Genomic DNA, 25,763 nt, shown 5'->3' on the forward strand with positions numbered 1-25,763 from the left:
CCGCTCTGGGCTGAGAGCGGCCAGTGGGGTCCGAAAGCGGCACCCGGTGACGACGAGGAAGCCTTGGTCGGTCAGACGTCGCCATCGGGTGTCCGCCCGTCGGATGCCGCTCACCTGGCGTTGCCGCGCGCCTTGTCTCTTCTCTCCTGCCTCGCGTCTGCGCGTCGCTTCCGCGTCCTTTTACACTCCTTGACACGGTCCCGATGGACGCTTTCGCGACCGCATTCCTAGAATCGTGCTTTCATCCGTCTGTCACGCAGACGGCTCAAGGTGGACGCGCAACCGTGACCACCAGTCAATCCAGCACGAGAGGAGTGTGAGCGATGGGCATCATCAATTTCATCAAGGAAGCCGGCGAAAAACTGTTCGGCGCGGCTTCCACGCCGGCCGCGGCCGCCACCCCCGCCGCCGATCCGGCGGCCAACCTCGCGGATCTGAACCAGAAGGCCGGCGACGCGATCGCCGCCTATATCCGCTCGCAAGGCCTGAATGCCGATAACCTCGGCGTCACCTACGACGGCGTTTCCCACACGGTCACCGTGACCGGCACCGCCGCCGACCAGCCCACGAAGGAGAAGATCCTCGTGGCCGCCGGCAACGTGCAGAACGTGGACAAGGTCAACGACCAGATGAGCGTGACCAATCCGGCGCCCGAAGCGCAGCACCACACCGTGGTCGCGGGCGACAACCTCTGGAAGATCGCCGAGAAGTACTACGGCAGCGGCGCGAAAAACGACGTCATCTTCCAGGCCAACACGCCGATGCTCAAGAGCCCGGACAAGATCTATCCGGGTCAGGTGCTGGTGATTCCGCCGCTGCAATAAGCCGCGCGCGTTCAAACAAAAAGGCCTTGCGGAGCGCTCCGCAAGGCCTTTTTCATGGTGGGTTCCCGCGTGGTCAGTACGTATCGAACACGCGCTGCAACGCTTCCTTCCCGCTCGTTCCGGCCGCGAGCGCGAGCAGCAGCAACACGCGCGCCTTGTACGGGCTCAGCGTGCCCGCCGAAACGAAACCGAGCGCGTCGTCCTTCGCCGCGCCGTTGTGCATCACGTGCCCCGAGCCCACGCGCGACGCGCGCACGACGGCCACGCCCTGCGCCGCCGCCTCGGCCAGCGCCGTTTGCACCGCGCCGTGGATCGAGCCGTTGCCGGTGCCCGCGATCACGAGACCGCGCACGCCCGCCGCCACCAGCGCGTCGACGGCCACGCGCGACACGCCCGCATAACTCACGACGATGTCCACCTGCGGCCAGACCTGCGCCGCCGCGAACGGGGTATCGACGGTATGCGGGCGCAGCGCCTTGCGCTGAAACTCCACGCGGCCGTCCTGCACCCAGCCCAGCGCGCCGATTTCCGGCGACTGGAACGCGTCCACGGCATAGGTGCTGAACTTCGCGACGTCGCGCGCGCAGTGGATGCGGTTGTTGAACGCGACGAGCACGCCCTGCCCGGCCGCCGCGCCGCTTGCGGCGAGCGTCACGGCATTGAGCAGGTTGAGCGGGCCGTCGGCCGAAAGCGCCGAAGCGGGCCGCATGGCCGCCGTGAGCACGCAGGGCTTGGCGCTTTTCACGCACAACTGCAGGAAGTAGGCGGTTTCTTCGAGCGTGTCGGTGCCGTGGGTGATCACCACGCCGTCGATGTCGTCGCTGGCGAGCAACGCGTTCACGCGCTGCGCGAGCGTGCTCCAGAGCGCGAGCGACATGTCCTTGCTGTCGATGCTCGCGACCTGCTCGGCGTGAATCGCGGCGATGGCGTCGAGCCCCGGCACGGCCGCGAGCAGTTGCGCCACGCCGATCACGCCGGCCTGGTAGCCGGCCGTGTTCGTGGCGTCGGGGGCGGAACCCGCGATGGTGCCGCCCGTGGCAAGCACGGCGATACGCGGCAACCGGCCCGAAGCGCCGGCGGAGGAAGGGGAAAGAGAGGTAGTCATGGCGGCGATTTTAAGCGATTCGCCGCGCGCCGCCACCTGGCCGGATGGCATAGGAAGTCCCGCCGACGTCCGGCCAGCGGCGGCAGGGCCGCGTAAAACGCGTCAGACCGTGGTCTCGCGCAACTGGCTCGCGATCTGTGCCTCGGTGAGTTGCGGCGCGAACATCTCGATCAGCTTGTACGCGTACTGGCGCAGGAACGCGCCCTTGCGCAAGCCCACGCGCGTCGTGCTCGCCTCGAACAGATGTTGCGTGTCGAGCGCGACGAGTTCGCTGTCGCGTTTCGGGTCGTAAGCCATGGCCGCGACCACGCCCACGCCCATGCCCAGTTCGACGTAGGTCTTGATGACGTCCGCGTCGATGGCGGTCAGCACGACGTCGGGCACCACGCCCACTTTCGCGAACGCCTGGTCGATATGCGAGCGGCCCGTGAAGTCCTGGTCATAGGTGATGATCGGGTATTCCGCGACGTCTTCGAGCGTGAGGTTTTCGCGGTCGACGAGCGGATGCGTCTTCGGCACGACCACCACGTGATGCCACGAGTAGCACGGGAACGTCACGATGTCGGGGAAACGGTCGAGCGCTTCGGTCGAGATGCCGATATCGGCCTCGCCGTTGATGATCATCTGCGCGATCTGCTGCGGATTGCCCTGGCGCAGCGCCAGATGCACCTTCGGAAATACCTCGCGGAACTGGTGCACGACCTTCGGCAGCGCGTAGCGCGCCTGCGTGTGCGTGGTCGCGACCACGAGGTGACCGCTGTCCTGATCGGCGAACTGGCGCGCCACGCGGCGCAGGTTTTCCGCGTCGAGCAGCATGCGCTCGATCAGCTGATGCACGGCCTTGCCCGGCTCCGTGAGGCCCGTGAGGCGCTTGCCGCGGCGGATGAAAATATCCACGCCCAGTTCGTCTTCCAGATCCTTGATCTGCTTCGAGACGCCCGACTGCGACGTGTACAGCACGTTCGCCACTTCGGTCAGGTTCATGTTCTGCCGCACGGCTTCGCGGACAAAACGCAATTGCTGAAAATTCATGGTCTTCTCTCCGAGACTGCGGACCGTTTTTCGTTATGTGTCGATATGTCGATGTCGATGTGCCGATGCCAGGCGCTGACGTGCTTGCGCGAGCCTCAGGCGCCGTGCGCCGGAAACACGCGCAGACCGCGCGGCACGGCCGTCACGCCCTCGCCCACGGCCACGCCGAGCGCGCGCCACGCGTCGCGGTCGAGTTCGGCTTCGAGCGCGCCGCCCGTGCGGCTTTCGAGTTCCACGCGCACCGAGCCGCCGAGCGTCACCACGCGCCGTACGTCCACGACGATGCCGTCGCGATGCTCCGCGCCCGCCGAGTCCTGACGATGCAGCAGGAGATCGTGCGGACGCACATAGGCGAGCGCCGGACCTTCGAAGCCCGCCTGCACCGTGATCGCCTGCGCCGCGCCATCGGCGACGAAACCGCTCGACTCCACGCGCCCGCGCAGCCGGTTCGCCGCGCCGAGGAATTCGTAGACGAACGCCGTTTGCGGGTGATCGTAGACATCCTGCGGGCTGCCCACCTGCTCCACGTGCCCGTGATTCATCACGACGATGCGGTCGGCCACTTCGAGCGCTTCTTCCTGATCGTGCGTAACGAAGATCGTCGAAATATGCAGATCGTCGTGCAGGCGGCGCAGCCACGAACGCAGTTCCTTGCGCACCTTGGCGTCGAGCGCGCCGAACGGCTCGTCGAGCAGCAGCACTTTCGGCTCCACGGCCAGCGCGCGCGCCAGCGCGATACGCTGACGCTGGCCGCCCGAGAGTTCGGACGGATAGCGCTGCGCGAGCCAGTCGAGTTGCACGAGCTTGAGCAGTTCATGCACCTTTTCGCGGATCACGGCTTCCGAAGGCCGCTCGTTGCGCGGCTTCACGCGCAGGCCGAACGCCACGTTCTCGAACACCGTCATGTGACGGAACAGCGCGTAATGCTGGAACACGAACCCGACCTGACGCTCGCGCGCGCCCACTTCGCCCACGTCCTGGCCTTGCAGCACGACCTGGCCCGCGTCGGCGTATTCGAGGCCGGCGATCACGCGCAACAGCGTGGTCTTGCCGCAGCCCGAAGGCCCGAGCAGCGCGACGAGTTCGCCCGGCGGAAAGTCGAGCGACACGTTGTCGAGCGCGGTGAAGTCGCCGAAGCGCTTTTGCAGATTGCTGACGGTAATGCCCATGATTTACAGCTCTCCTGTGCGGGTTTCGCGCGGGCGCTCGAGCGCCGTCACACGACGAAACCCATGAATGCTCATTGCAGCGACGATTGGCGTGCCACGCCTTGTCGCGAACCGGTTTGTGCCTGTGCCGCCGACGCGGCCTGCGCGGTTTGCGCCGATGGCGGACCGAGATGCGCGGGCACCGCGTCGGCGTCGCGCACCTCGTTCGACATGTGCCGTTCCGCGAGCAGCTTCAGGCCGAGCGTCACGAGCGCGAGCAGCGCGAGCAGCGAGGCCACGGCGAACGCGGCCGCGAAGTTGTATTCGTTGTAGAGGATTTCGACGTGCAGCGGCATCGTGTCGGTCTGGCCGCGAATGTGGCCCGAAACCACCGACACCGCGCCGAACTCGCCCATCGCGCGCGCGTTGCAGAGAATCACGCCGTACAGCAAGCCCCAGCGGATGTTGGGCAGCGTCACGCGCCTGAACATCTGCCAGCCCGAGGCGCCCAGCACGTGCGCGGCTTCTTCCTCGTCGCTGCCTTGCGCCTGCATCAGCGGAATCAGTTCGCGCGCGACGAACGGGAACGTCACGAAAATGGTCGCGAGCACGATGCCGGGCACCGCGAAGATGATCTGCACGTTATGGTCTTCGAGCCACGGTCCGATCCAGCCCTGCGCGCCGAACATCAGCACGTAGATGAGGCCCGAAATCACCGGCGAGACCGAGAACGGCAGGTCGATCAGCGTGGTCAGCAGCGCCTTGCCGCGAAACTCGAATTTGGCGATCGTCCACGAGGCGACGAGACCGAACACGAGATTGAGCGGCACCGCGATCGCCGCCGTGATCAGCGTGAGCTTGATGGCCGAAAGCGCGTCGGGGTCGGCGAGCGATTCGAAATAGAAACCGATGCCCTTGCTCAACGCCTGCCAGAACACGGCCACGAGCGGCACCACCAGAAACAGCGCGAGAAACGCGAGCGCGATGCCGGTCAGGAACCAGCGCACCCACGCGGCTTCCGTGACGGGGTTCGGGCGCCCGGCGGAGGAGCGGCCGGCGTTGCGTTGTGCGGACGGGCTCATTGCGCACCTCCGCCGAGTGCCGCGCCGCTCGCGGTCGTGGCGGCGGCGTGCGGCGCGCCCGCGCCCGTGATGCCGCGGCTCGTGCGGCGTTGCAGATACCACTGCAGCGTGTTGATGATGAGGAGCATGACGAACGACACGCAGAGCATGACCACGGCCAGCGCCGTCGCGCCTGCGTAGTCGTATTGTTCGAGCTTGGTGATGATGAGCAGCGAGGTGATTTCCGACTTCATCGGCACGTTGCCGGCAATGAAGATCACCGAGCCGTATTCGCCCAGCGCGCGCGCGAACGCGAGCGCGAAACCCGTGAGCAGTGCGGGCAGCGCGGCGGGCAGGATCACGCGGCGAAACACGAGCCAGCGCGAGGCGCCGAGACACGCGGCCGCTTCTTCCTGCTCGCGCTCGAACTCTTCGAGCACCGGCTGCACCGTGCGCACGACGAACGGCAGGCCAATGAACGTGAGCGCCACGAGCACGCCGAGCGGCGTGAACGCGATCTTCAGCCCGAGCGGCTGCAGATACTGGCCGATCCAGCCGTTGCCCGCATACACGGCCGCGAGCGAGATACCGGCCACGGACGTGGGCAACGCGAACGGCAGATCGACGAGCGCATCCACGATGCGCTTGAACGGGAACGTGTAGCGCACCAGCACCCACGCGAGCAGAAAGCCGAACACCGCGTTGATGAGCGCGCCGCCGAACGCGGAGAAGAAGGTGAGCCGGTACGACGCGATCACGCGCGGCGACCACACCGCGCGCACGAACTGGCTCCAGTCGAGCGTGGCCGTCTTGAGGAAGGTGGAGGCCAGCGGAATCAGCACCACGAGGCTCAAATAAGCCACGGTGATGCCGAGCGTCAAGCCGAATCCCGGCAGCGCACTGGGCTTGCGTAATCGAAACGTCGTCATGCTCTTCGTCCAGACATGGGTTGCGCGCGTTCTCTTATGGAATCGGTGCGCCGAAAAGCGCGCCCGGGGGCGCGCTTCGTGGTGATGCGGTCGCGTCGTTACGATCTGCGCGGCCGTCGTCGGTTACTGCGTTGCTTTTGCGTACGTTATTGCGGCTGATAGATGGAGTCGAACACACCGCCATCCGCGAAATGCGTCTTCTGCGCGTTGGTCCAGCCGCCGAACGTGTCGTCCACCGTGTACAGCTTGAGCTTCGGGAACTTCGCCGTGAGCGCGGCCGGCACCTTGCTCGAACGCGGACGGTAGAAGTTCTTCGCGGCGATCTCCTGGCCTTCTTCGCTATAGAGGAACTGCAGATACGCTTCCGAGACCTTGCGCGTGCCCTTCTTGTCGACGACCTTGTCCACCACGGCAACCGGCGGCTCCGCCAGAATGCTCACCGAAGGCACCACGATCTCGAACTTGTCCGGACCGAATTCCTTGATCGAGAGGAACGCCTCGTTTTCCCAGGCGATCAGCACGTCGCCGATATCGCGCTGCACGAAGCTCGTAGTCGCGCCGCGCGCGCCCGAATCGAGCACGCCTGCATTCTTGTAGAGCTTCGTCACGAACTCCTTGGCCTTCTGCTCGTTGCCGCCCGGCTGATGCAGCGCGTAGGCCCACGCCGCGAGATAGTTCCAGCGCGCGCCGCCCGAGGTCTTCGGATTCGGCGTGACGATCGAGACGCCCGGCTTTGTCAGATCGTCCCAGTCCTTGATGTGCTTCGGATTGCCCTTGCGCACGAGAAACACGATGGTCGAGGTGTACGGCGAGGCGTTGTCGGGCAGGCGCTTTTGCCAGTCCTTCGCGACGAGACCCTTGTTGGCGAGCGCGTCGATGTCCCATGCCAGCGCGAGCGTCACGACGTCGGCCTGCAGGCCGTCGAGCACCGAGCGCGCCTGGGCGCCCGAACCGCCGTGCGACTGCTTGATGGTGAGCGTTTCGCCGGTCTTCGCCTTCCACTGCTTGATAAAGGCCTCGTTGATGTCCTGATAGAACTCGCGCGTCGGGTCGTACGACACGTTGAGCAGCGCGGTGTCGGCGTGCGCCGCCACCGGCGCCATCGCCGCCACGCCCACCAGCGGCGCCACGCCGATGACCAGTTTCGCCGCCAGCGACTTCAGCCAGCTCGCGCGCCCCGCTTTCCCCGAATTGGTGCCCATTTATCTGTTCTCCGTTCTCGTGTGTGGTTGCTGCTAACGATGGAGGCCAGTCTATCGAGAGGCTTACATCATTAAAAATAATGTTTATTCATTTTTTAATACGCAAAAGTGGTAAGCGACGGACGATCTGGCTGCAAGAGCGCGATTTCGTCTGTCAGGACCGCCTCCGGCGCTGTTGTAGCGGCGGCGAAACGAAGAACTTCAAGTAACACTTGAAAAGCGGCGAGTACTGTATAAAAATACAGTCACCTGTTTAAACATACAGTGGCGCCATGACCAAACTCACCGCACGACAACAGCAGGTTTTCGATCTGATCCGCCGGGCGATCGAGCGCACGGGCTTCCCGCCCACGCGCGCCGAGATCGCCGCGGAACTGGGCTTCAGCTCGGCCAATTCGGCCGAGGAACATCTGCGCGCCCTCGCGCGCAAAGGCGTGATCGAACTGGCGGCAGGCGCTTCGCGCGGCATCCGCCTCGTGCCCCAGGCCGACGACCTGCCGCATCAATTCACGCTGCCGCACCCGAGCATCATGCAACTGGCGCTGCCGCTGGTCGGGCGCGTGGCGGCGGGTAGCCCGATCCTCGCGCAGGAGCACATCTCGCAGAACTACATGTGCGACCCGGCGCTCTTTTCGAGCCGCCCCGACTACCTGCTGAAGGTGCGCGGCCTGTCCATGCGCGACGCCGGCATTCTCGACGGCGACCTGCTGGCCGTGCAGAAGAAGGCCGAAGCCAAAGACGGCCAGATCATCGTGGCCCGTCTGGGCGACGACGTCACGGTGAAGCGCCTCAAGCGCCGTCCGAACGGCCTCGAGCTGATCGCCGAAAACCCCGACTACGACAATATTTTTGTCCAGGCCGGCAGCGCGGAATTCGCGCTCGAAGGCATCGCAGTCGGTCTGATTCGCCCTACCGAATTCTGAAAATCGCCCGCGGGATTCGATAACGATCCGCTGGAATCTGTCTGGAGAGAGAGTCATGGAACGCCTTGCCCGTCTGCTGCCCTTCCGTCAATTCGGCCGCCTGCGTCACCTGCGCGGAATCGCATCTTGCGCGGCGCGCGAGGTACGCGCGACGGCCGCCGCGCTCAACGGCTCGCTCTTCGACCAGATCGACGAAACGCCCGATCTCGTGGCGACCAGCGCCGCCGACCTGCCGCCGCTGCCCTCGGCGCAACCGGCTTTTGCGCGCGTCTCGCTCAATAGCGCGCTCAACGTCGAACAACCCACGCGTCGCGCGCCGGTACGCGTGTATCACGGCCCTTCGCGCCTGATTCTCGTGGGCACGGTGGACGCGGTGTGCCGCGCCATCGACCGTTGCATCGCCGAACAGCCGAGCGATCTGCCGGCCGCGCTGGCAAAGTAAGGTTGGCCGTGATGTCGGCGCGCGGTTTGCGGCCTGTGCCTCGTGTGCATTCCGTGCAGTCCGGCTTCGTCGGGATTCCGGCGCAGGTTCTGGCGGAGGTTCTGGCGGTTTCTCGCGCTTTCGCGCGGCTTCAATCAGGTTTCGGGATCGTTTTCGCGTTCCGGCGGTCAACCCGTGATTGCAACCTCACGCTGACCTTATGACGGAATCCCGCACGAACCCGCCCAACTGGAAGAAGCCCGTTGCGATCACCGTTGCCGTGATCGCCGTGGTCGCGGTAATCGGCTATGGCTATGCTTCGCCGTATATCGCCGCGAATCGCATGAAAGCGGCTGCCGACGCACGCGACGCCGCCACGCTCAACGAATACGTCGACTACCCGGCGTTGCGCATGAGCTTGAAGCAGCAAGTGGGCGACATGTTGCAGCAGCGCATTCACGCGCAGCACAGCAGTAATCCGCTACTGTTGTTCGGCGCGGTAATTGGCGCGGCACTGATCGGGCCGCTAGTGGACGCCTATGCCACGCCCGATGGCGTGGCGGCCCTGCTCAACGGCATGCCGCCCACGGGCAAGCCCGGCGAACATCCCGCGCCCCCGCCACCGCAAGCGCCGAACGAGTTGGGCGAATCGGGTGCGCCACCCGCGCCGCCAGTGCCCGCGTCCGCCACACCGCCCGCGCCGCCGCAAGCAGCACAAACGCCACCCGCGGCCGGATCACGTCCGGTCACGGCGGCGCGCTATCGCAGCCTCAATGAATTCGCGCTCACGTGGGACCGCGGCACGACGGGCGAGCACTATGCCGCCATTCTGCAGCGTCATGGGCTCTTTTCCTGGAAGCTCGCGGCGGTCGAGCTGAACGAAGGGAATACGGCGAATACGCCGTAACGAAGCGTCTTAACGAAGCACGCTGGCCAGGCGCCGCCAGTGAGCGCCCTCGTCAGGGCGCACGGTCGCGCAGTTCACTGCGTATGCGCCCGGCCGTTGAGGCATGCGCCGCACCGCGCGGCGCATGCCCGCACCGAATCGACGAGAGTCGACAGGTCAAGCGGCAATCAACCAACGATCCACCAACGATCAAGCAGCGGCTTGCTGCTGCTTGTCTTCGGCGGCCGAGGAACACGCCACCAGAATCGAGCAGGACACGCGATCGAGCAGCGGCGTATTGCCCGCGCCCATCCACCAGCGCGACAGCCCGGTGCGGCAACGGTGCCCCACCACCACGAGATCCGCGTTCAACTCGTTGGCGAGATTGGCGATCTCGTCAATCGGATGGCCGAACGCGAAATGCCCCTGCGCGCGCACGCCGCGTTCGGTGAGCCACTCCACGCCTTCCTGCAGAATGTCCCGCGCCGTTTCCTCGAAGCGCCCGCACGCCACGTCGGTCAGCAGCCCGGCGCTTTGCGCGATGGTCGAACGCATGTCCACCACCGAAAGCAAGTGCGTTTCCGCTTGCAGATCAAGCGCGAGATCGGCGCCACAACGCAGCGCCTTGCGGCCTTCGCGCGAGCCGTCGTAACAGAGCAGAATTTTCTTGTAGCTCGCCATGATCCTTTCTCCCCGCCCGCGCGATATATGCGGGCTGTGCGGTATTCATGATGGTTCGCCGCAATGTCGCACGCAAGGGTTGGAAAACGCCAGGTGAGCATAAAAAACCGCCAGTGTTGTAACGCCGCGTCACGCACGCCGCTTGCTCGGCGGAAATTGTTTGCCGCGGCATTGATCGCCGCAGCCATCGTCGCAGGATCTTCATTGGATGGGTCTCGCGCGCCGCCCGCTCATGGCGCAGCGATGCACTAGAATGGACCGCCTCGGCGTTCCGCCCTTCGCACACTCTGTTTATGTCCGCAGCCGCCATCGAATTCGAGCAGGTCATCAAACACTACGGGGACCGCGCCGTCGTCAACGGTCTCTCGTTCGATGTCGTACCGGGCGAATGCTTCGGCTTGCTCGGCCCGAACGGCGCGGGCAAGACCACGACGCTGCGCATGCTGCTCGGTATCGTCGCACCCGACGCGGGACGCATCAGCCTGTGCGGCGAGCCGGTGCCGGCGCGGGCGCGTCATGCGCGGGCGCGCGTGGGCGTGGTGCCGCAGTTCGACAATCTCGACCCCGACTTCACGGTCCGCGAAAACCTGCTCGTGTTCGGCCGTTACTTCGGTTTGTCGGCGCGGGAGACGCGCGATCTCGTCGCGCCGCTGCTCGAATTCGCGCGCCTCGAAAGCAAGGCCGACGCGCGCGTGGGCGAGCTGTCCGGCGGCATGCGCCGGCGGCTCACGCTCGCGCGCGCGCTCGTCAACGACCCCGACGTGCTCGTGATGGACGAACCGACCACGGGCCTCGACCCGCAGGCGCGCCATCTGATCTGGGAGCGGCTGCGCTCGCTGCTCGCGCGCGGCAAGACCATCCTGCTCACCACGCACTTCATGGAAGAAGCCGAGCGCCTGTGCAATCGCGTGTGCGTGATCGAAGAAGGCCGCAAGATCGCCGAGGGCGCGCCGAAAGCGCTGATCGAATCGGAGATCGGTTGCGACGTGATCGAGGTCTACGGTCCGGAGCCGGCCGTGCTGCGCGACGAACTCGCGCCCGATGCCAAGCACACCGAAATTAGCGGCGAGACGCTCTTTTGCTATGTCGACGACCCGGCGCCCATCCACGCCAGACTGCGCCATCGTTCGGACCTGCGTTATCTGCATCGCCCGGCGAATCTCGAGGACGTGTTTCTGCGGCTCACGGGCCGCGAGATGCAAGACTGAACCAGACCGAGGCACGACCTAAGCACGACCGAAGCGGCACGATACCCATGCAAACGCGCACCCACGACGTCTCTCGCCCCACCGCCCACGCGACCGCCCGCGAACCGCGCGCCGCGCTGCCTTCGAACGCCAGCAACTGGATCGCCGTCTGGCGGCGCAATTATCTGGTCTGGCGCAAGCTCGCGATCGCGTCCATGTTCGGCAATCTCGCCGATCCGATGATCTATCTGTTCGGGCTGGGTTTCGGGCTCGGCCTGATGGTGGGCCATGTGGACGGCGTGTCCTACATCGCCTTTCTCGCCGCGGGCACGGTGTCGTCGTCGGTGATGATGTCGGCGAGCTTCGAGTCGATGTACTCGGGCTTTTCACGCATGCACGTGCAGCGCACGTGGGAAGCGATCATGCACACGCCGCTGTCGCTGGGCGACGTCGTACTCGGCGAGGTGGTGTGGGCCGCCAGCAAATCGGTGCTCTCGGGCGCGGCCATCATGATCGTGGCGGGGTTGCTCGGCTACGCGAGCTTTCCGTCGATGCTGCTCGCGCTGCCCGTGATCGTGCTCGCGGGCCTCGCCTTCGCGAGTTGCGCGATGATCGTCACCGCGCTCGCGCCGTCGTACGACTTCTTCATGTTCTATCAGACGCTCGTGCTCACGCCGATGCTGCTGCTTTCGGGCGTGTTCTTCCCCATCACGCAACTGCCCGCCGCCGCGCAGCACATCACGCTGATGCTGCCGCTCGCGCACGCGGTCGCGCTGATTCGCCCCGCGATGCTCGATCGCCCCGTCGATGCGCCCGTCCTTCACCTGATCGTGCTGGCGCTCTACGTGATCGTGCCGTTCGCGATCGCCACGGTGCTGTTCCGCCGCCGCATGATGCGTTGAACGAGGCGGGCAAGCGCGCTTCGCAAAGACATCGGCACGACATCGGCACGACATCGGCACGACGCGGCAAGACGACCGTTCGACCGTTGAAACGGCGCGCCATGCCGCGGCCTGAATACGGACAGCGGCAGGCGGCCAGCGCGCGTGGCGAACGGCTCTGGCCCAGGCTCAGTCTTCGTCGTCGCCCCAGGGAATATCGACGTCGGAAATGAACGCGACGGTCGCGAACGGACCGCCTTCCTGGCGGCCAATCTTGCCGTCGGCGCGATGCCATTCCACGCGGAAGATCGTCGATTGCGTCTGCGCGAGCAGGCGCACGGTGCGGATCTCCTCGGGATCGGCCTCCTCGACGGGATCGTCGAGCGAGACCAGCAGCGACTGCGGCCACAGGCCGTCGGCCGGATCGTAAATGCGGTCGCCGTCGGGAATCGACGTATGAGCCTCGACACCGATCGTCGCCGACGCCTCGACAATCATCTTGCCGAGCGCGCGCAGCACCGCCGTCGCGCGTGCCGAATTGGCCTGACGAATCGCCAGATCGCCGCGCGTGAGCGCCTGTTCGAGTTTCGGATGGGTTTTTTTCTGAGCCATGCTGGTTTCGGGCCGCAGCCCGCTCCTGTGCAAACGGAAAACCGTCCGGACGTGAAATAGGAAAATAAAACGGCAAACGGTTCGAACCGGCGCCTGCGCGTCAGGGCGTCGCGCGCACAGGCTGGCTTGGGTCGATACCGTCGCAATCGCCGACATCGTCGAGACAAAAGGGACGCTACGCAGAGTCTACCGTCAGCGGGCGTCGCGCAGCGCGTCGGCGCGAATTTCCGGCACCAGCGGGCCTGTGCGCTAGAAGCCGAACGCGACCGCCGCGAGCCCCGCGACGATGCCGAACAGCACGACGACCGTGCCGACGAGCGCGAGCACGCGCGGCCGGAACGACCCCGCCAGCATTGCGAACGACGGCACGCTCACGGGCGGCAGCGTCATCAGCAAGGCGCCGGCCGGCCCCACGCCCATGCCGAGCGCAAGCATCGCCTGGATGATGGGCACTTCGCCGGCCGTGGGAATCACGAACAGCATACCGGCCACGGCGAACGCCACGATCCAGCCGATGCTGCTCGTGACGTCGGGCCCAATGTGCGGAAAGAGCCACGCGCGCGCCGCGCCCAGCAGCAGCACGAGCACGATGTACTCCGGCACGAGCCGCACGGCCATGCGCGCGAAAATGCGCAGCCAGCGCGCGAACACGTTACCGCCCTCGGCCTGCGCTTGCGCGAGTTGGGCGAGGCGGTCGTCGGCGGCCCGGCTTTCCTCCGGCGTGATGAGCCGGTTGGCGAGCCAGCCGAGGCCGAACACCATCAGCACGCCCAGCGCGAGACGCAGCGCGCTCCACTGCCAGCCGAGCACGAAGCCCATGAACACCAGCGTGGCGGGATTGAGCACCGAGTTGCCGAGCCAGAACGCGATCGCGCCGCCCGCCGAGGCATTGCGTGCACGCAGGCCCACGACCACGGGCGCCGCGCAACACGTGCACATCATGCCGGGCACGGCCAGCAAGCCGCCCGCGGCCACGCTGCCAAAGCCGCGCCGGCCGAGCACGCGCGCGACCCATTGCACGGGCAGGAGCGCCTGCACGGCGGAACCGAGCAGCAGGCCGAGCACCATCGCCTGCCAGATCGCCTTGCCGTAGGCGAGCGCGTAATCGAGCGCCGCCGTGAGCGAGGGCGCGGGCGCGGCGGCCGCGCCGCCCGTCAGGATCGACTTGCCGATGGAATGGGTCGACTCGGCCGTGAACGCACGGTGATAGTACGGAAACCACTTCACGTAGAAGAGGCCGGCCACCGCCAGCAGGATGAAGATGGCCCAGCCATACGAGGGCGGCGATGGCGCGGGACGTGCGCTCGTCATTATGGAATTTCTCCGTTGATGCAAAAAGCAGCGGAAATCAGGCGCGACACAAGATGAAGACCGCCGAACCTTGGCCGTGGGTCGCGCGCTGACGCAAGCTGGATCGTAGTGTATGCCTTGCGAATCGCCAACGATTTGCCGTGCCAGAAACGCAAAAGCGGTGCGGTTTCGTACGACCGCACCGCTTTTCCATCGACATGACACCACGCCGGACCCGCGTGCTCAGGCCGCCGTTTTGTTGCCGCTCGCGATCAGGGCGCCGGGTTCGGCTGCTGCTCGTGGAGCGCGTCGATTTGCGCGAGCGCTTCGGGCGAGAGCGTTACGTCGACACTGCCGATGTTCTCCTTGAGCTGCGCGAGCGAGGTCGCACCGATCAGGTTGCTCGTCACGAACGGGCGGCTGTTGATGAAGGCGAGCGCGAACTGCGCGGGCGTCAGGCCGTGCTCCTTCGCGAGCGCCACATAGCGCGAGGTGGCGGCCACGGCTTCGGGCTTGCTGTAGCGCTTGAAGCGCTCGAACTGCGTGATGCGCGCGCCTTCCGGACGCGCCCCGCCCTCGTACTTGCCCGAGAGCCAGCCGAACGCGAGCGGCGAATACGCGAGCAGGCCCACGCCGTCGCGGTGCGAGAACTCCGAAAGGCCGCCCTCGAACGTGCGATTGAGCAGGCTATACGGATTCTGGATGCTGACGATGCGCGGCAGCCCGAGCTTTTCCGCGGCGCGCAGGAATTGCGCCACGCCCCACGGCGTCTCGTTCGACACGCCGATATGGCGCACCTTGCCCGCCTTCACGAATTCGGCGAGCACGCTGAGCGTTTCCTCGATCGGCACCGTGTAGGCGTCGTCGAGATAGGGATAGGCGCTGCGCCCGAACGTCATGGTGCTGCGGTCGGGCCAGTGCAGTTGATACAGATCGACGTAATCGGTCTGCAGGCGCTTGAGACTGCCGTCGATGGCTTCGGTCAGGTTCTTGCGATCGAACTGGTTTTGCGGACCGCGAATGTGCTGCGGATTATGCGGCTGGCGCGCCGGACCGGCGATCTTGGTCGCAAGCACGATGCGATCGCGCGCGGCGCGATGCTGCGCGAGCCAGGTCCCGATATAGCGCTCGGTGAGACCCTGGGTTTCGGGGCGCGGCGGCACCGGATACATCTCCGCGACGTCGATCAGCGTCACGCCCTGGTCGAGCGCGTAATCGATCTGTTCGTGCGCTTGCTGCTCCGTGTTCTGCTCGCCCCACGTCATCGTGCCGAGCCCGATCAGGCTCACTTTGACATCGGTATCGCCGAGTGTGCGGTATTCCATCGAAACGGTGTCCTTATCCATCTGTGCGGTTGGGGAACGGCGAAACTACCACGGCGCCGGAATTTTTTCAGGAACCGCTGAATCCGCTGCATTTCGGACGATGACAAAGCGATGCGCGCGCGGCCGGGCGCAATCGGCACGAAGTTTTCGCGGGGCTTACGGCGGCGCCGCGCTCGACGGCACCTTGCCTTGCTCGACCGCACTAGCGCGCATCGCTTCCGGTTCGACGTTACTCCACGCTACGGCCCGACGCGCTCGACCACCCAGCCCGAATTGCGCACCAGATAGTACTGGCCACCCGCGCCGACCCAGTGATAGCCGCGCGGCGGCGGCTTGAGGTGGTACTGGCGCCAGTCGTCGATCACATACTGGCGGTCGCGATATTCGGTGGGCAAGCGGTCGCCCTTGTGCCAAGCGGGCGGTGGCATGTCGGGCGGCGGCGGACGATCCGGCGGCGGACCGCCGCGATACTCGTTCGGTCCGGGACGCGGCGGCGGCTGTTGCGCGAAGGCGGGCGCCGAGAGCATCGCGGGCAAGGCGAGCGCGGCGAGAAGCACGAAGCGTTTCTTCATTCTTCATCTCCTGGGAAGCCGTTACGCGAGGAAGCCACGACGCTTCCTGCGCCAATCATGGTAGTACAGGAGATCGAAACGCCGGTTCGGCGCGCCCGTGAGCGCCAGGTAAGCGCCCGTGACACGCCGGCGCCGCGCCGTCCCGCAGTCATGCCAGAATCGGGCACAGGACGCGAGGAGAGATCCGCATGGAAAACCGACGCAGCTACGAATACATGGGCTTCAACATGACCGCGGGCGTGGATGGCGATCACACGGCCGGGTTTTTCGTTTCGACGCAACTCGTGCAGAGCCTGACCGACGGCGATCACGGCAGCGTGCCCGTCGACGGCGTTGCCGCCGGCCGTTTCCCGGCGCAGGACAACGCGTTCGACGCCGCGTTCGACTGCATGCGCGAATTCATCGACAAGCGCGCGGGCATCAGCGACACGCCTTGAAAGCTCGCTGACTTGTCGGCCTCGATCTGTCGATCGCCGGCGCAGAAATGCAAAACGCCGGATGTCTCGTGGACATCCGGCGTTTTCCGGTGCTTGCCGCGCCCTGAATGAGGGCCGGCGCCCTTCGGCCGCTTAGTTGCCGAAGTAGACCGATTGCGGGCCGGTCGTCTTGGCGTGGCTGCCCGACTGCGAACCCGAGTTCACGCCGCCGTAGGCGGTGTTGGCTTGTTCCTGGGCGCGCTCGACGGCCACGGTGTGGGCGTTCTGGCCTTGCTGCGATGCCGGTGCGCCGACGCTCGGGCGATAGAACGGTGCCGGGCCGTAGCCGCTGGCGAACGCCGGAGCGGCAACAGAAGCGGAAGCTGCGACCAGCAGCGCTGCGATCAGTTTGGTCTTCATGGTGGACTCCAATGTGAGGTTCAACTGCGGTTCGGTTTGGCGCCGCGACTGGGAGGTCATGCCCAAGTGCGCCGTCAACGAAACCTAGTGTATACACCTACTATCGGAAAATAATCGCGATAATCCGAATTTACTATTCCGCGATCGGAAACAATCCGCTGAGCCATAGCTGGCCTGCCTGAGCGACGAACAGACCCTAAAAAGCGCTCCAAAAATATTTGCGCGACGCACAAAAATTGGATGGGGATTACATAACGCCGGAAGGGTCTTTCGGGCGAGGAAACCGGCTGGAAGCGCTTCCGCACGTGTTGCGCGCCAGTTGCCGCGCTGCGCAAGGGGCCACATGGGAGCGAGGCCGATACGGTAAAATTGAAGGTTGATTCCCGCATTCATCGCCGAAACCATGTCTGTTACCGCCCTGCCCGACCGCCCCATCAGCCCGCGCCGCGTTTCCGTCGCGCCCATGATGGACTGGACCGATCGGCATTGCCGTTCGCTGCATCGCTTCATTTCGAAGCACACCTGGCTGTATACGGAGATGGTCACGACGGGCGCGCTCCTGCACGGCGACGTGCCGCGCCATCTGGCGTTTTCGCCCGCCGAAGCCCCGGTCGCGCTGCAACTCGGCGGCAGCGAACCCGACGACCTCGCGCGCGCCGCGAAACTCGGCGAGCAATGGGGTTACGACGAGATCAATCTGAACTGCGGTTGCCCTTCCGAGCGCGTGCAGCGCGGCGCGTTCGGCGCGTGTCTGATGAAGGAGCCGCAGCTCGTTGCCGATTGCGTGAAGGCGATGCGCGACGCGGTGTCCGTGCCGGTGACGGTGAAGCACCGCATTGGCGTCGACGCGGTCGAGGAATACGAATTCGTGCGCGACTTCGTCGGCACGATCGCGGAGGCGGGTTGCGAGGTGTTCATCGTGCACGCGCGCAACGCGATCCTCAAAGGCTTGAGCCCGAAGGAAAATCGCGAGATTCCGCCGCTCAAGTACGACTACGCGTACCGTCTTAAGCGCGATTTCCCGCAACTCGAGATCCATATCAACGGTGGCATCAAGACGCTCGACGAAGTCGAGCAGCACCTTCAGCACGTGGATGGCGTGATGCTCGGCCGCGAGGCTTATCACAACCCCTACGTGCTCGCCGATGTCGACGCGCGCTTCTACGGCGCAACCGGCGCCGCGCTCACGCGCGAGGAAGTGGAAGCCAAACTCATCGACTATTGCGCGAGCGAAATCGCGCGCGGCACGTATCTCGGGTCGATCGTGCGTCACGCGCTGGGGCTTTATCGCGGCGTGGCCGGCGCACGCGGCTGGCGTCGTGTGCTGTCGGACAGCCGCGAACTGGCCAAGGGCGATCTCTCCATTTTCGAGACGGCACGCGAACATCTGCGCGTTCCGGCCGATATTTTTGAATAAGGGACTAGGCAAGTCCGCAAAGGTATGTATATAATCTTGCTTCTTGATTGACGCCGCTCTCGCAGCTAAGTTGATTGAGAAAAACAGCGGTGGCTGTAGCTCAGTTGGTAGAGTCCAGGATTGTGATTCCTGTCGTCGTGGGTTCGAGTCCCATCAGCCACCCCAAAGAATTCAGCAGTATCAAGCGCTTAGCCGCTACCGAAGATTTCACATAGAGAAATTCGGAACGAAGATCGAAATTTCGGAATCAAGCCCGCACTTTGTTGCGGGCTTTTTTGCGTTCATCCTTGCCATTGCCTGTTCATCGCGGAGTACAGATGTCCTCACAGCCGCTGCTTTTTGTTTCGCACATTCATGAAGAATCGGAGCTCGCAGTGATACTGCAAACGGCTCTCAGAAAAGAGTTCAGCGGGTTTGTGGAGGTGTTCGTTTCATCCGACGGAGCAAGCATCAACGCAGGCGCGCATTTTCTAGAGGCCGTTGAAGGTGCGCTTACCCGGTGCGTCGGCGCACTGTATTTGATCAGCCCCAAATCCGTTACCAGACCTTGGGTTAACTTCGAGCTGGGCGCGATGTGGATCAGAGGTGCGGTCAGCAAGGCCAACGGCGGAGCGCGGCTCACCGCCCTTCCGGTCTGTCATTCCGGCGCGAAACCATCGGCTCTACCCGCGCCGCTGAACGTTCTTAACGGCATACGCGCAAACGAAGCGTCCGGGCTTGAATTCGCGTTTCGTTCGCTACAGAAAGCATTAGGAGTCAACGCGGACCTCCGAACGGATTTCAATGAACTTGCGGAAGAGATCCGAAAATTTGAAGCCAAATACACGCTAGGCGAAGTCCTGCGCGAACGATTTGCGGCATGCATGACGAAGGAGCAGCGCTTCACGTTGGTGACGGCATGTCGAAGCGCAGCCGCCAAACCCAACCCATCCTTTGCCTTGGAACTGCCCAACATCGAATCGTCAGAAGCTGAGAAGTGGCGGCAAAGTATCGCCGGTCCGCTTGCTGGAAAAATTCGCATCGAACACAAAGGCGGCGGAGTTACGTTCGGTACCGCGACCAGCTTCAACCACGTCCACGTCGTATTGCATTTCGACTCCAACCTAGTTGTTGACCACGCGGAATTGATCGCAAATTAAGCGGACGCAAATTCGGGGGCCAAGTGGAACATTTAACAGACGCGGTGCGCGCCGCAGTCCGCGAAGAAAACTGGTACGGCGCTCTGGTTCTGGCGCTGACTCTGCCGGATATCTGCGGCGCGCTTGAGCAACCAGAAGAGAGGAACGGGCCGCGCTACATGCGCTGGTGTAGCAGGTTTCTAAGCCCGATCTACACGCAGGAGATCGGTCACCCTCCGCAGCGCACCGTGTTTCTAAATGCAAACGACGCGTGGAAGTTGAGAAACGCAATCGTTCACGACGGCAGTGCGCAGCTACGTGCCGACGAGGTGAAAGACGTTCTTCATCGCGTCTCGTTTGCATCCGCTGGTCCACATAGAGGCCGTGTTAACGTGAACGGTCGGGATCATCTTGTCCTCGTCGTAGCGGACTTCTGCAACGACATGATCCGAGCAGTCGATGAGTGGCGAGAGACAGTCGCCGAAAACGAGGCCGTGCAGATACGTATAAGCGGGCTTCTTGAGATCCACACTTCCTCCTACACTATCGACGGCGTTGTCAGGATAGGCGTGCAGCCGAACCCACGCCAAGCGTGACTGGCCCACTCAGTCGGCGTCTGACTGTCTTCGCACTAGCGCGTCGTAGTCGCGCTCACACTGCTCGCTGGCGATGCGGGCATCGTCAGCCATTTTTGCCAACTCTCCCGCACGCTCGTCAGGCCGCCCGAGCACCTCGGCAAGCAGATCGAGGTCGGCCCATGACGGGCTTGCGGCGGAATGACGGCCGTGGGCGGCGACGACGAGTCGATCAACGCGCTGCTGCTGGCCACCAACGGCAAACACTTATGCCAACACGGCACTATCGGGAAGCGCGCTCTGATCAACCGCCAAGCGAGCCGCAGTGCGGCTACATTCCTTCTTCGCGAAACACAGCGATCCCCCCTGAAAACACCGGCAAAATCGAATAAGAATTTTCGCCACTGGTTTAGACGTAACGCAAACCCACCCGTCGTCCAACAATTTCAAGATTCACACGGCACTACGATCGGCGTTCCTAAACCACTAAGGAAGCCAAATCAATGCCATGGAGCTATAACCAGCGAACGGGCCAACTCAGCCGCGACGGTGCGCTTTACGGGCGGGGCTATTCCGGCCACGGCACAGGCCGCGACAACCCGGCAATGGAGCGCACACCCAACACCGGACCCATCCCGGTCGGAACTTATACGATTGGCGCACCGTTCACCCACCCGCATTCGGGCAGCAACACGATGCGCCTGACGCCGGCCGAAGGAACGAACACGCACGGTCGAAACGGCCTGATGATCCACGGCGACAGCATTGCGCGCCCAGGCACCGCATCGCAAGGCTGCGTCATCTTGAATCGCCACTTGCGCGACCAGATATGGTCAAGCGGCGATCACACGCTTGAGGTCACGCGATGAAGCGCGTCCTCCTCGCCCTCTCACTCACCGCCCCCGCGCTGTGTTTCGCAAAGTCGCCGCCCTGTTCGCATTGGCCAATGAAAATGGCCGAAGCGGTGCTCACGGAAGCCGGCCTCACCGCGTCCGAAAAGCTCGACGACGCCAAGACGACGGCAGTACGGCTTGCGTCGGAACAGATCGGCAGGGACCTCTATCAACAGATCTATCGAATCACATTCCACGAAAAAGGCGGGCAATCCATCGAGGTGGTAACGAACAGTCAGGCGTCGTCAAAAGAATGTTCGATGGGTAGCGTGGATGTCTTTGTCGTGTCAAAGCAGTTCAATAGCGATGCAGCTATCAAAAGAGAATCACCCTGACAGTTCAATAAACGTTTTCGAACAAAAAGCCCAGTCTTCCGACTGGGCTTTTTGCATTTCGAGCGCTCTCACCGCTTCGCTCAATTCTCCCTCTCATCAATCCACCTGCGCGCTGCCTCGAAACCCGCCTCGGCCGCCGCGCGCTCCGTCGACCATAACCGGTCGATATGCACCAGTTGCCAGTCGACGAGCAAGGTGCCCCCGCGCTGTACGCGCCAATGCGCCTTCACACCCGTGAGCACCTGCTCGACTGCGACTTCGATGTCGCAGTCCTTGTAGCGCTCCTCGTAGTCGCCCATGTCGATGCCCTTCGGCTCCATGATCGCCCTCTTCGCTCTAGCCTGACGATCCATCCTGGCACATTCGCGCGCGACACGGCTAAACGGCGCAAGCACGCTTACCGCGTCAAAGGCGCGCGATCGACACCTCCGTCGACTTGACCAGCGCGACCACTTCCGAACCCACCTTCAGTTCGAGTTCGTCGACGGAGCGCGTGGTGATCACCGAGGTGACGATACCGAACGAGGTATCCACATCGACTTCCGATACCACGGGACCGCGAATGATCTCCTTGATCTTGCCGCGAAACTGGTTGCGCACATTGATAGCAGTAATGCCCATGGTTCTTGCTCCACGATTCGAATGTTGAAATGAGGTGTACTGAGTACGGGTACTGAAGAAGTGTCGAAGCTCAGACCGCGGCGGCCGCGCCGTTGCCAAGCACGCGCTGCAACACGCGCTCTTCGAGCTCGGCGAAACGCGCGTCCACGCGGGCACGTGGCCGCGCCAGCGGCACCGCCTGATCGAGCGCGATCTGCCCGGCCTCCACGAGCAGAATGCGATCGCCGAGCGCCACGGCTTCGTGCACATCGTGCGTGACGAGCAGTGCCGTGAAGCGGTGCTCGCGCCACAGCCGTTCGATGAGCGCGTGCATTTCGATGCGCGTGAGCGCGTCCAGTGCACCGAGCGGTTCGTCGAGCAGCAGGAGGCTCGGCCGATGCACGAGCGCACGCGCGAGTGCCACGCGTTGACGCTGACCGCCCGAGAGTTGCGCGGGCCAGTCGTCGGCGCGTGCGAGCAGGCCCACTTCGTCGAGCACCGCGCGCGCGTCGTCGCGAGCATGGCGCGGCAGGCCCAGCATCACGTTTTGCAGCACCGTTTTCCACGGCAGCAGGCGCGCGTCCTGAAACATGATGCGCGTCTCTAGCGCCGCGCCGCCCACGCCGCGACGCTCCACCGCGCCCGCATCGGGCGTCTCCAGGCCCGCGATCAGACGCAGCAGCGTGGACTTGCCGCAGCCGCTGCGGCCGACGATCGACACGAAGCTGCCCCGCTCGATCGACAGATCGAAGTCGCTCAGCACGGTACGCTCGCCGAAGCGCTTGCCCACGCCGTGCAATGCCACCGCGGCGTCGCCGGCACGCTCGTGCGTGCGCAACGCAGCGGCGTCGCGCGTTAGCGCGACATCACCGCGTTCGCGCGACGGCGCGCGCTCGAAGCCCTTCAGCCCTTCGCCGTACGCCGGCGCCAGTTGGCTCGCACTCATGCGTCGCCCTCCTGTTGATACGCGGGGTGCCAGCGCAGCGCGGCGCGTTCGAGCCGCTTCGCGAGCCAGTCGGCGAGTTTGCCGAGCGCGGCATAGAGCAGAATGCCGACCACCACCACATCGGTTTGCAAGAACTCGCGCGCGTTCATCGTCATGTAGCCGATGCCCGATTGCGCGGAAATCGTTTCGGCGACGATCAGCGTCACCCACATCAGCCCGAGCGCGAAGCGCACGCCGACGAGAATCGACGGCAACGCCCCCGGCAAAATCACCTCGCGATACAGCGCGAAACCCTTGAGCCCGTAGCTGCGCGCCATCTCGACGAGATTGGCGTCGACCGAGCGAATGCCGTGAAACGTGTTCACGTAGATGGGAAAAAACACGCCGAGCGCGACGAGGAACACCTTTGCTTCCTCCCCGATGCCGAACCACAGAATCACGAGCGGAATCATCGCGAGCGCGGGAATGTTGCGCACCATCTGCACGGTCGAATCGAGCGCGGTTTCGACTGGCTTGAAGAGGCCCGTGCCGAGCCCAAGCACGAGCCCGACCGCCCCGCCGATCGCGAAGCCCGAAAGCGCGCGCCACGTGCTCACGCGCACGTCCTGCCACATTTCGCCCGATTCGATCAGCGTCCACGCCGCGCGCAACACCGCGACCGGTTCGGGCAGCACGCGCGTCGAGATCACGCCGATGCGCGCGCCGATCTCCCACAGCGCAAGAATCGCGAGCGGCACGAGCCACGGCGCGAGGCGCGCGAAACGCTTGCGTGCGATGGCGCGAGCCGAACGCGGCCGGGCAACGGGTTGGGGCACGCTCGCTGCCGCCGCCGTGGTCGAACGCGCCGTGGAAAGTGCGGATTGAGTCATCGTTTGCGTCCTCCCGCGTCTTAGCTCTGGCTGACTTTCGGCAAATAGTGATTGCCGACCACCTCGCCGAACGGCCCCGAGAGCGGCACGCTTCCGACGTTCGCGCCGTTCACGCCCTTCGCGCCGCGCCCCGGCAGCAGCGGAAACACGAGTTCGGCAAAACGGTAGGATTCCTCAAGATGCGGATAGCCCGAGAGAATGAACGTCTCGATGCCGAGAGCGGCGTATTCCTGCATGAGCGCCGCGACCTGCTGGGGATTGCCCACGAGCGCCGTGCCCGCGCCGCCGCGCACGAGACCCACGCCCGCCCACAGGTGCGGATACACCTCCAGATCCTGGCGCGAGCCCAGCTTGCCGCCGTGCAGCGCGGCCATGCGGCGCTGGCCTTCCGAGTCCATCTTGCCGAACGCCGCCTGGGCGCGCGCCACGGTGGCGTCGTCGAGATGGCTGATGAGCTTGTCGGCGGCGGCCCACGCCTCGTCTTCCGTCTCGCGCACGATCACGTGCAGGCGTATGCCGAAGCGAATCGTGCGGCCATGCCCGGCGGCGCGCGCGCGAATGTCGGCGATCTTCTTCGCAACGGCTTCGGGCGGTTCGCCCCACGTGAGATAGGTGTCGATGTGCTCGCCCGCCATGGCGTGCGCGGCCGGCGACGACCCGCCGAACCACAGCGGCGGATGCGGATTCTGCACCGGTGGATACAGCGCCTTGCCGCCCACCGAACGCAAATGCTGGCCTTCGAAGTCGATTGCCTCGTTGGTGTGCGAGGCCGCGAGCAGCTTGCGCCAGATGTGCAGGAATTCGTCGGTGATCTCGTAGCGCGTGTCGTGATCGACGAACAAACCATCGCCTTCGAGTTCGGTCGTGTCGCCCCCCGTCACGACGTTGATGAGCAGGCGCCCGTTCGACAGCCGGTCGAAGGTCGCGGCCATCCGCGCGGACAATGCCGGCGATGACAGACCGGGGCGAATCGCCACCAGAAACTTCAGGCGCCGCGTAGCCGCGATCAGGCTCGACGCGACCACCCAGGCGTCCTCGCACGACCGGCCCGTGGGCAGCAGCACGCCCTCGTAGCCGAGCGTGTCGGCGGCGACGGCGATCTGCTGGAAATACGCGAGGTCCGTGGCGCGCGCGCCTGCCGTGGTGCCCAGATAACGGCTGTCGCCGTGGGTCGGAATGAACCAGAACACATTCATGCGTTGCTCCTGCCTGCGATTTTGTTGGGATGCGCGAATGCGGCTCGACACGCGTATCGAGCAAACCCCGTTGAAACAGGCGTGTTCGTGCCCGGCGCGCGGGCGCACCGTTCATGAAGGGTTTGTCGGGATGTCGGCGGCGCACGTGTTGCGCCGAACCAAAGCGGCGCGACCGCGCCGTCTGCATGGGGAATCAGTCTAGGGATGGCCTCAGGCCTTTAGAACGATTTTTTTGAGCTTAGGTTTTCCACTTTCGTGCTTTGCCCGACGCTTTAGCATACGAAGCGCACGTTGGCCTCGCACGCGATCCGGGCGCGCGCGACGCGAGAAACGCCCCGCACAGCCGCGCCCATGCGCCGCAGCCGCCGATATAATGGCGCACGCACCACAACCCTTCCGGCTCGCCGCACTGCCCCTCGCGCCGAAGCCTCGCACTCTCGCTCTACATGCAAAAGATCATTCTGCCGTTCGTCTCCGGCTTTCTCGCGTCGCTGTTCTTTCGCGAAGCGACGCTCGCCCTCCTGCACGCCGCGCAGGTCATCGACGCGGCGGGCTTCTCGACCGATCCGTTTCAACCGCTCGGCCTGCCCGAGTTTCTCGTCAATGCGATCTGGAGCGCGTTCTGGGCGGTGCTGATGGCGTGGCTGTTGCGCGTGTCGCCCTCGCGGCCCGCGCCGTGGGTGCAGGCATTCGTGTTCGGCGGCCTCGTGCTGACGGCGGCCACCGTGTTCGTCGTCGATCCGCTGCGCGGTATCTGGCCGAGCGGCAACATGCTGCCGCGCCTCGCCATGGGCTTCGGCTCGAACGCCATGTGGGGCTGGGGCGCGCTCGTCTTCATGCGCGCCTTCATGAACGAAACCGACGAAGACTGAAACCCCGCGCGTTCGGGTTGGCGCGGC

General features: G+C 64.7%; 30 protein-coding genes, 1 tRNA gene and 1 pseudogene. 14 read left to right on the top strand and 18 right to left on the bottom strand.

Annotated elements, in window-relative coordinates; all coding sequences use genetic code 11:
• Window positions 1–323 precede the first annotated feature (323 nt).
• Window positions 324–824: a peptidoglycan-binding protein LysM gene (gene lysM / locus FAZ98_RS07670; protein WP_158950316.1), complete on the top strand. Its 501-nt coding sequence runs from the start codon at window positions 324–326 to the stop codon at window positions 822–824.
• 73 nt (window positions 825–897) lie between these two features.
• Here the strand turns inward: lysM and FAZ98_RS07675 are convergent, their stop codons facing one another.
• The 6 genes from FAZ98_RS07675 to FAZ98_RS07700 all read right to left on the bottom strand — a co-directional run bounded on the left by FAZ98_RS07675 (window position 898) and on the right by FAZ98_RS07700 (window position 7,301).
• Window positions 898–1,929 carry an asparaginase gene (locus tag FAZ98_RS07675; protein ID WP_158950318.1) on the bottom strand — a complete coding sequence of 344 codons (1,032 nt, stop codon included), beginning with the start codon at window positions 1,927–1,929 and terminating at the stop codon, window positions 898–900.
• A gap of 102 nt (window positions 1,930–2,031) precedes the next feature.
• Entirely contained in the window at window positions 2,032–2,961 is a 930-nt protein-coding gene (locus tag FAZ98_RS07680; protein ID WP_158950320.1) for a CysB family HTH-type transcriptional regulator, read from the bottom strand.
• A 95-nt stretch (window positions 2,962–3,056) separates the two neighbouring features.
• Entirely contained in the window at window positions 3,057–4,130 is a 1,074-nt protein-coding gene (locus tag FAZ98_RS07685; RefSeq protein ID WP_158950322.1) for a sulfate/molybdate ABC transporter ATP-binding protein, read from the bottom strand.
• Between the two features lie 71 nt (window positions 4,131–4,201).
• A complete protein-coding gene (cysW, locus tag FAZ98_RS07690) occupies window positions 4,202–5,191 on the bottom strand; it encodes a sulfate ABC transporter permease subunit CysW (RefSeq protein WP_158950324.1) in 990 nt (329 codons plus the stop codon).
• A complete protein-coding gene (gene cysT, locus FAZ98_RS07695; protein ID WP_158950326.1) occupies window positions 5,188–6,099 on the bottom strand; it encodes a sulfate ABC transporter permease subunit CysT in 912 nt (303 codons plus the stop codon). The genes cysW and cysT overlap by 4 nt, the downstream gene beginning before the upstream one ends.
• A 146-nt stretch (window positions 6,100–6,245) precedes the next feature.
• Window positions 6,246–7,301, bottom strand: coding sequence for a sulfate ABC transporter substrate-binding protein (locus tag FAZ98_RS07700; protein ID WP_158950328.1), 1,056 nt, complete (start codon window positions 7,299–7,301; stop codon window positions 6,246–6,248).
• Between the two features lie 272 nt (window positions 7,302–7,573).
• Between FAZ98_RS07700 and lexA the strand changes: the two genes are divergently transcribed.
• From lexA to FAZ98_RS07715, 3 genes are all read left to right on the top strand, one after another.
• The gene (gene lexA / locus FAZ98_RS07705) at window positions 7,574–8,224 is read left to right on the top strand and encodes a transcriptional repressor LexA (RefSeq protein WP_158950330.1); all 651 of its coding nucleotides are present in this window, start codon (window positions 7,574–7,576) and stop codon (window positions 8,222–8,224) included.
• Window positions 8,225–8,279: 55 nt separating this feature from the next.
• A complete protein-coding gene (locus FAZ98_RS07710; protein WP_158950332.1) occupies window positions 8,280–8,666 on the top strand; it encodes a hypothetical protein in 387 nt (128 codons plus the stop codon).
• Between the two features lie 199 nt (window positions 8,667–8,865).
• The gene (locus tag FAZ98_RS07715) at window positions 8,866–9,552 is read left to right on the top strand and encodes a DUF2939 domain-containing protein (RefSeq protein WP_158950334.1); all 687 of its coding nucleotides are present in this window, start codon (window positions 8,866–8,868) and stop codon (window positions 9,550–9,552) included.
• A gap of 189 nt (window positions 9,553–9,741) precedes the next feature.
• Here FAZ98_RS07715 and FAZ98_RS07720 read toward each other — a convergent pair whose 3' ends face one another.
• A complete protein-coding gene (locus FAZ98_RS07720; protein ID WP_158950336.1) occupies window positions 9,742–10,212 on the bottom strand; it encodes a universal stress protein in 471 nt (156 codons plus the stop codon).
• Window positions 10,213–10,505: 293 nt separating this feature from the next.
• Here FAZ98_RS07720 and nodI point away from each other — a divergent pair, with 293 nt between their 5' ends.
• Entirely contained in the window at window positions 10,506–11,420 is a 915-nt protein-coding gene (gene nodI / locus FAZ98_RS07725) for a nodulation factor ABC transporter ATP-binding protein NodI (protein WP_199272250.1), read from the top strand.
• A gap of 47 nt (window positions 11,421–11,467) precedes the next feature.
• A complete protein-coding gene (locus FAZ98_RS07730; protein WP_158950338.1) occupies window positions 11,468–12,301 on the top strand; it encodes an ABC transporter permease in 834 nt (277 codons plus the stop codon).
• 168 nt (window positions 12,302–12,469) lie between these two features.
• Here FAZ98_RS07730 and FAZ98_RS07735 read toward each other — a convergent pair whose 3' ends face one another.
• The 4 genes from FAZ98_RS07735 to FAZ98_RS07750 all read right to left on the bottom strand — a co-directional run bounded on the left by FAZ98_RS07735 (window position 12,470) and on the right by FAZ98_RS07750 (window position 16,079).
• The gene (locus FAZ98_RS07735) at window positions 12,470–12,892 is read right to left on the bottom strand and encodes a hypothetical protein (protein ID WP_158950340.1); all 423 of its coding nucleotides are present in this window, start codon (window positions 12,890–12,892) and stop codon (window positions 12,470–12,472) included.
• Window positions 12,893–13,141: 249 nt separating this feature from the next.
• Window positions 13,142–14,203: a permease gene (locus FAZ98_RS07740; RefSeq protein WP_158950342.1), complete on the bottom strand. Its 1,062-nt coding sequence runs from the start codon at window positions 14,201–14,203 to the stop codon at window positions 13,142–13,144.
• A gap of 251 nt (window positions 14,204–14,454) precedes the next feature.
• A complete protein-coding gene (locus FAZ98_RS07745) occupies window positions 14,455–15,507 on the bottom strand; it encodes an NADP(H)-dependent aldo-keto reductase (RefSeq protein ID WP_158950344.1) in 1,053 nt (350 codons plus the stop codon).
• A gap of 239 nt (window positions 15,508–15,746) precedes the next feature.
• Entirely contained in the window at window positions 15,747–16,079 is a 333-nt protein-coding gene (locus FAZ98_RS07750; protein ID WP_158950346.1) for an RcnB family protein, read from the bottom strand.
• Window positions 16,080–16,267: 188 nt separating this feature from the next.
• Between FAZ98_RS07750 and FAZ98_RS07755 the strand changes: the two genes are divergently transcribed.
• Entirely contained in the window at window positions 16,268–16,516 is a 249-nt protein-coding gene (locus FAZ98_RS07755) for a hypothetical protein (protein WP_158950348.1), read from the top strand.
• Between the two features lie 132 nt (window positions 16,517–16,648).
• On the opposite strand, the gene FAZ98_RS07760 is transcribed toward FAZ98_RS07755, so the two are convergent.
• Entirely contained in the window at window positions 16,649–16,915 is a 267-nt protein-coding gene (locus tag FAZ98_RS07760) for a hypothetical protein (protein ID WP_158950350.1), read from the bottom strand.
• Window positions 16,916–17,318: 403 nt separating this feature from the next.
• On the opposite strand from FAZ98_RS07760, the gene dusA reads away from it, so the two are divergent.
• From dusA to FAZ98_RS07780, 4 genes are all read left to right on the top strand, one after another.
• Window positions 17,319–18,332 (top strand): tRNA dihydrouridine(20/20a) synthase DusA, encoded by a 1,014-nt coding sequence (gene dusA / locus FAZ98_RS07765; RefSeq protein ID WP_158950352.1) that lies wholly within the window; start codon window positions 17,319–17,321, stop codon window positions 18,330–18,332.
• Window positions 18,333–18,421: 89 nt separating this feature from the next.
• A tRNA-His gene (locus tag FAZ98_RS07770) sits at window positions 18,422–18,497 on the top strand.
• A gap of 152 nt (window positions 18,498–18,649) precedes the next feature.
• Window positions 18,650–19,471 (top strand): toll/interleukin-1 receptor domain-containing protein, encoded by an 822-nt coding sequence (locus FAZ98_RS07775; protein ID WP_158950354.1) that lies wholly within the window; start codon window positions 18,650–18,652, stop codon window positions 19,469–19,471.
• 23 nt (window positions 19,472–19,494) lie between these two features.
• Window positions 19,495–20,046: a hypothetical protein gene (locus FAZ98_RS07780; RefSeq protein ID WP_158950356.1), complete on the top strand. Its 552-nt coding sequence runs from the start codon at window positions 19,495–19,497 to the stop codon at window positions 20,044–20,046.
• A 9-nt stretch (window positions 20,047–20,055) separates the two neighbouring features.
• On the opposite strand, the pseudogene FAZ98_RS07785 reads toward FAZ98_RS07780, so the two are convergent.
• Window positions 20,056–20,286, bottom strand: a pseudogene (locus tag FAZ98_RS07785) (DUF2514 family protein); the annotation flags it as partial.
• A gap of 242 nt (window positions 20,287–20,528) precedes the next feature.
• Here FAZ98_RS07785 and FAZ98_RS07790 point away from each other — a divergent pair.
• Window positions 20,529–20,894, top strand: a complete 366-nt coding sequence (locus FAZ98_RS07790; RefSeq protein WP_158950360.1) for a tlde1 domain-containing protein — start codon at window positions 20,529–20,531, stop codon at window positions 20,892–20,894.
• Window positions 20,891–21,253, top strand: a complete 363-nt coding sequence (locus FAZ98_RS07795) for a hypothetical protein (RefSeq protein ID WP_158950362.1) — start codon at window positions 20,891–20,893, stop codon at window positions 21,251–21,253. Before FAZ98_RS07790 ends, FAZ98_RS07795 begins: the two co-directional genes overlap by 4 nt.
• A gap of 80 nt (window positions 21,254–21,333) precedes the next feature.
• Here the strand turns inward: FAZ98_RS07795 and FAZ98_RS07800 are convergent, their stop codons facing one another.
• From FAZ98_RS07800 to ssuD, 5 genes are all read right to left on the bottom strand, one after another.
• Window positions 21,334–21,573: a hypothetical protein gene (locus tag FAZ98_RS07800; RefSeq protein WP_158950364.1), complete on the bottom strand. Its 240-nt coding sequence runs from the start codon at window positions 21,571–21,573 to the stop codon at window positions 21,334–21,336.
• An 85-nt stretch (window positions 21,574–21,658) separates the two neighbouring features.
• Window positions 21,659–21,874 carry a TOBE domain-containing protein gene (locus FAZ98_RS07805; protein ID WP_158950366.1) on the bottom strand — a complete coding sequence of 72 codons (216 nt, stop codon included), beginning with the start codon at window positions 21,872–21,874 and terminating at the stop codon, window positions 21,659–21,661.
• A 70-nt stretch (window positions 21,875–21,944) separates the two neighbouring features.
• The gene (locus FAZ98_RS07810; protein ID WP_158950368.1) at window positions 21,945–22,799 is read right to left on the bottom strand and encodes an ATP-binding cassette domain-containing protein; all 855 of its coding nucleotides are present in this window, start codon (window positions 22,797–22,799) and stop codon (window positions 21,945–21,947) included.
• The gene (gene ssuC / locus FAZ98_RS07815; protein WP_158950370.1) at window positions 22,796–23,668 is read right to left on the bottom strand and encodes an aliphatic sulfonate ABC transporter permease SsuC; all 873 of its coding nucleotides are present in this window, start codon (window positions 23,666–23,668) and stop codon (window positions 22,796–22,798) included. The genes FAZ98_RS07810 and ssuC overlap by 4 nt, the downstream gene beginning before the upstream one ends.
• A 20-nt stretch (window positions 23,669–23,688) precedes the next feature.
• On the bottom strand, window positions 23,689–24,864 hold the full coding sequence (ssuD, locus tag FAZ98_RS07820) for an FMNH2-dependent alkanesulfonate monooxygenase (protein WP_158950372.1): 1,176 nt from the start codon (window positions 24,862–24,864) through the stop codon (window positions 23,689–23,691).
• Window positions 24,865–25,310: 446 nt separating this feature from the next.
• Between ssuD and FAZ98_RS07825 the strand changes: the two genes are divergently transcribed.
• Window positions 25,311–25,736, top strand: a complete 426-nt coding sequence (locus FAZ98_RS07825; protein ID WP_158950374.1) for a hypothetical protein — start codon at window positions 25,311–25,313, stop codon at window positions 25,734–25,736.
• Window positions 25,737–25,763 lie beyond the last annotated feature (27 nt).

The organism is Paraburkholderia acidisoli (assembly GCF_009789675.1).
Classification (GTDB): Bacteria; Pseudomonadota; Gammaproteobacteria; order Burkholderiales; family Burkholderiaceae; genus Paraburkholderia; species Paraburkholderia acidisoli.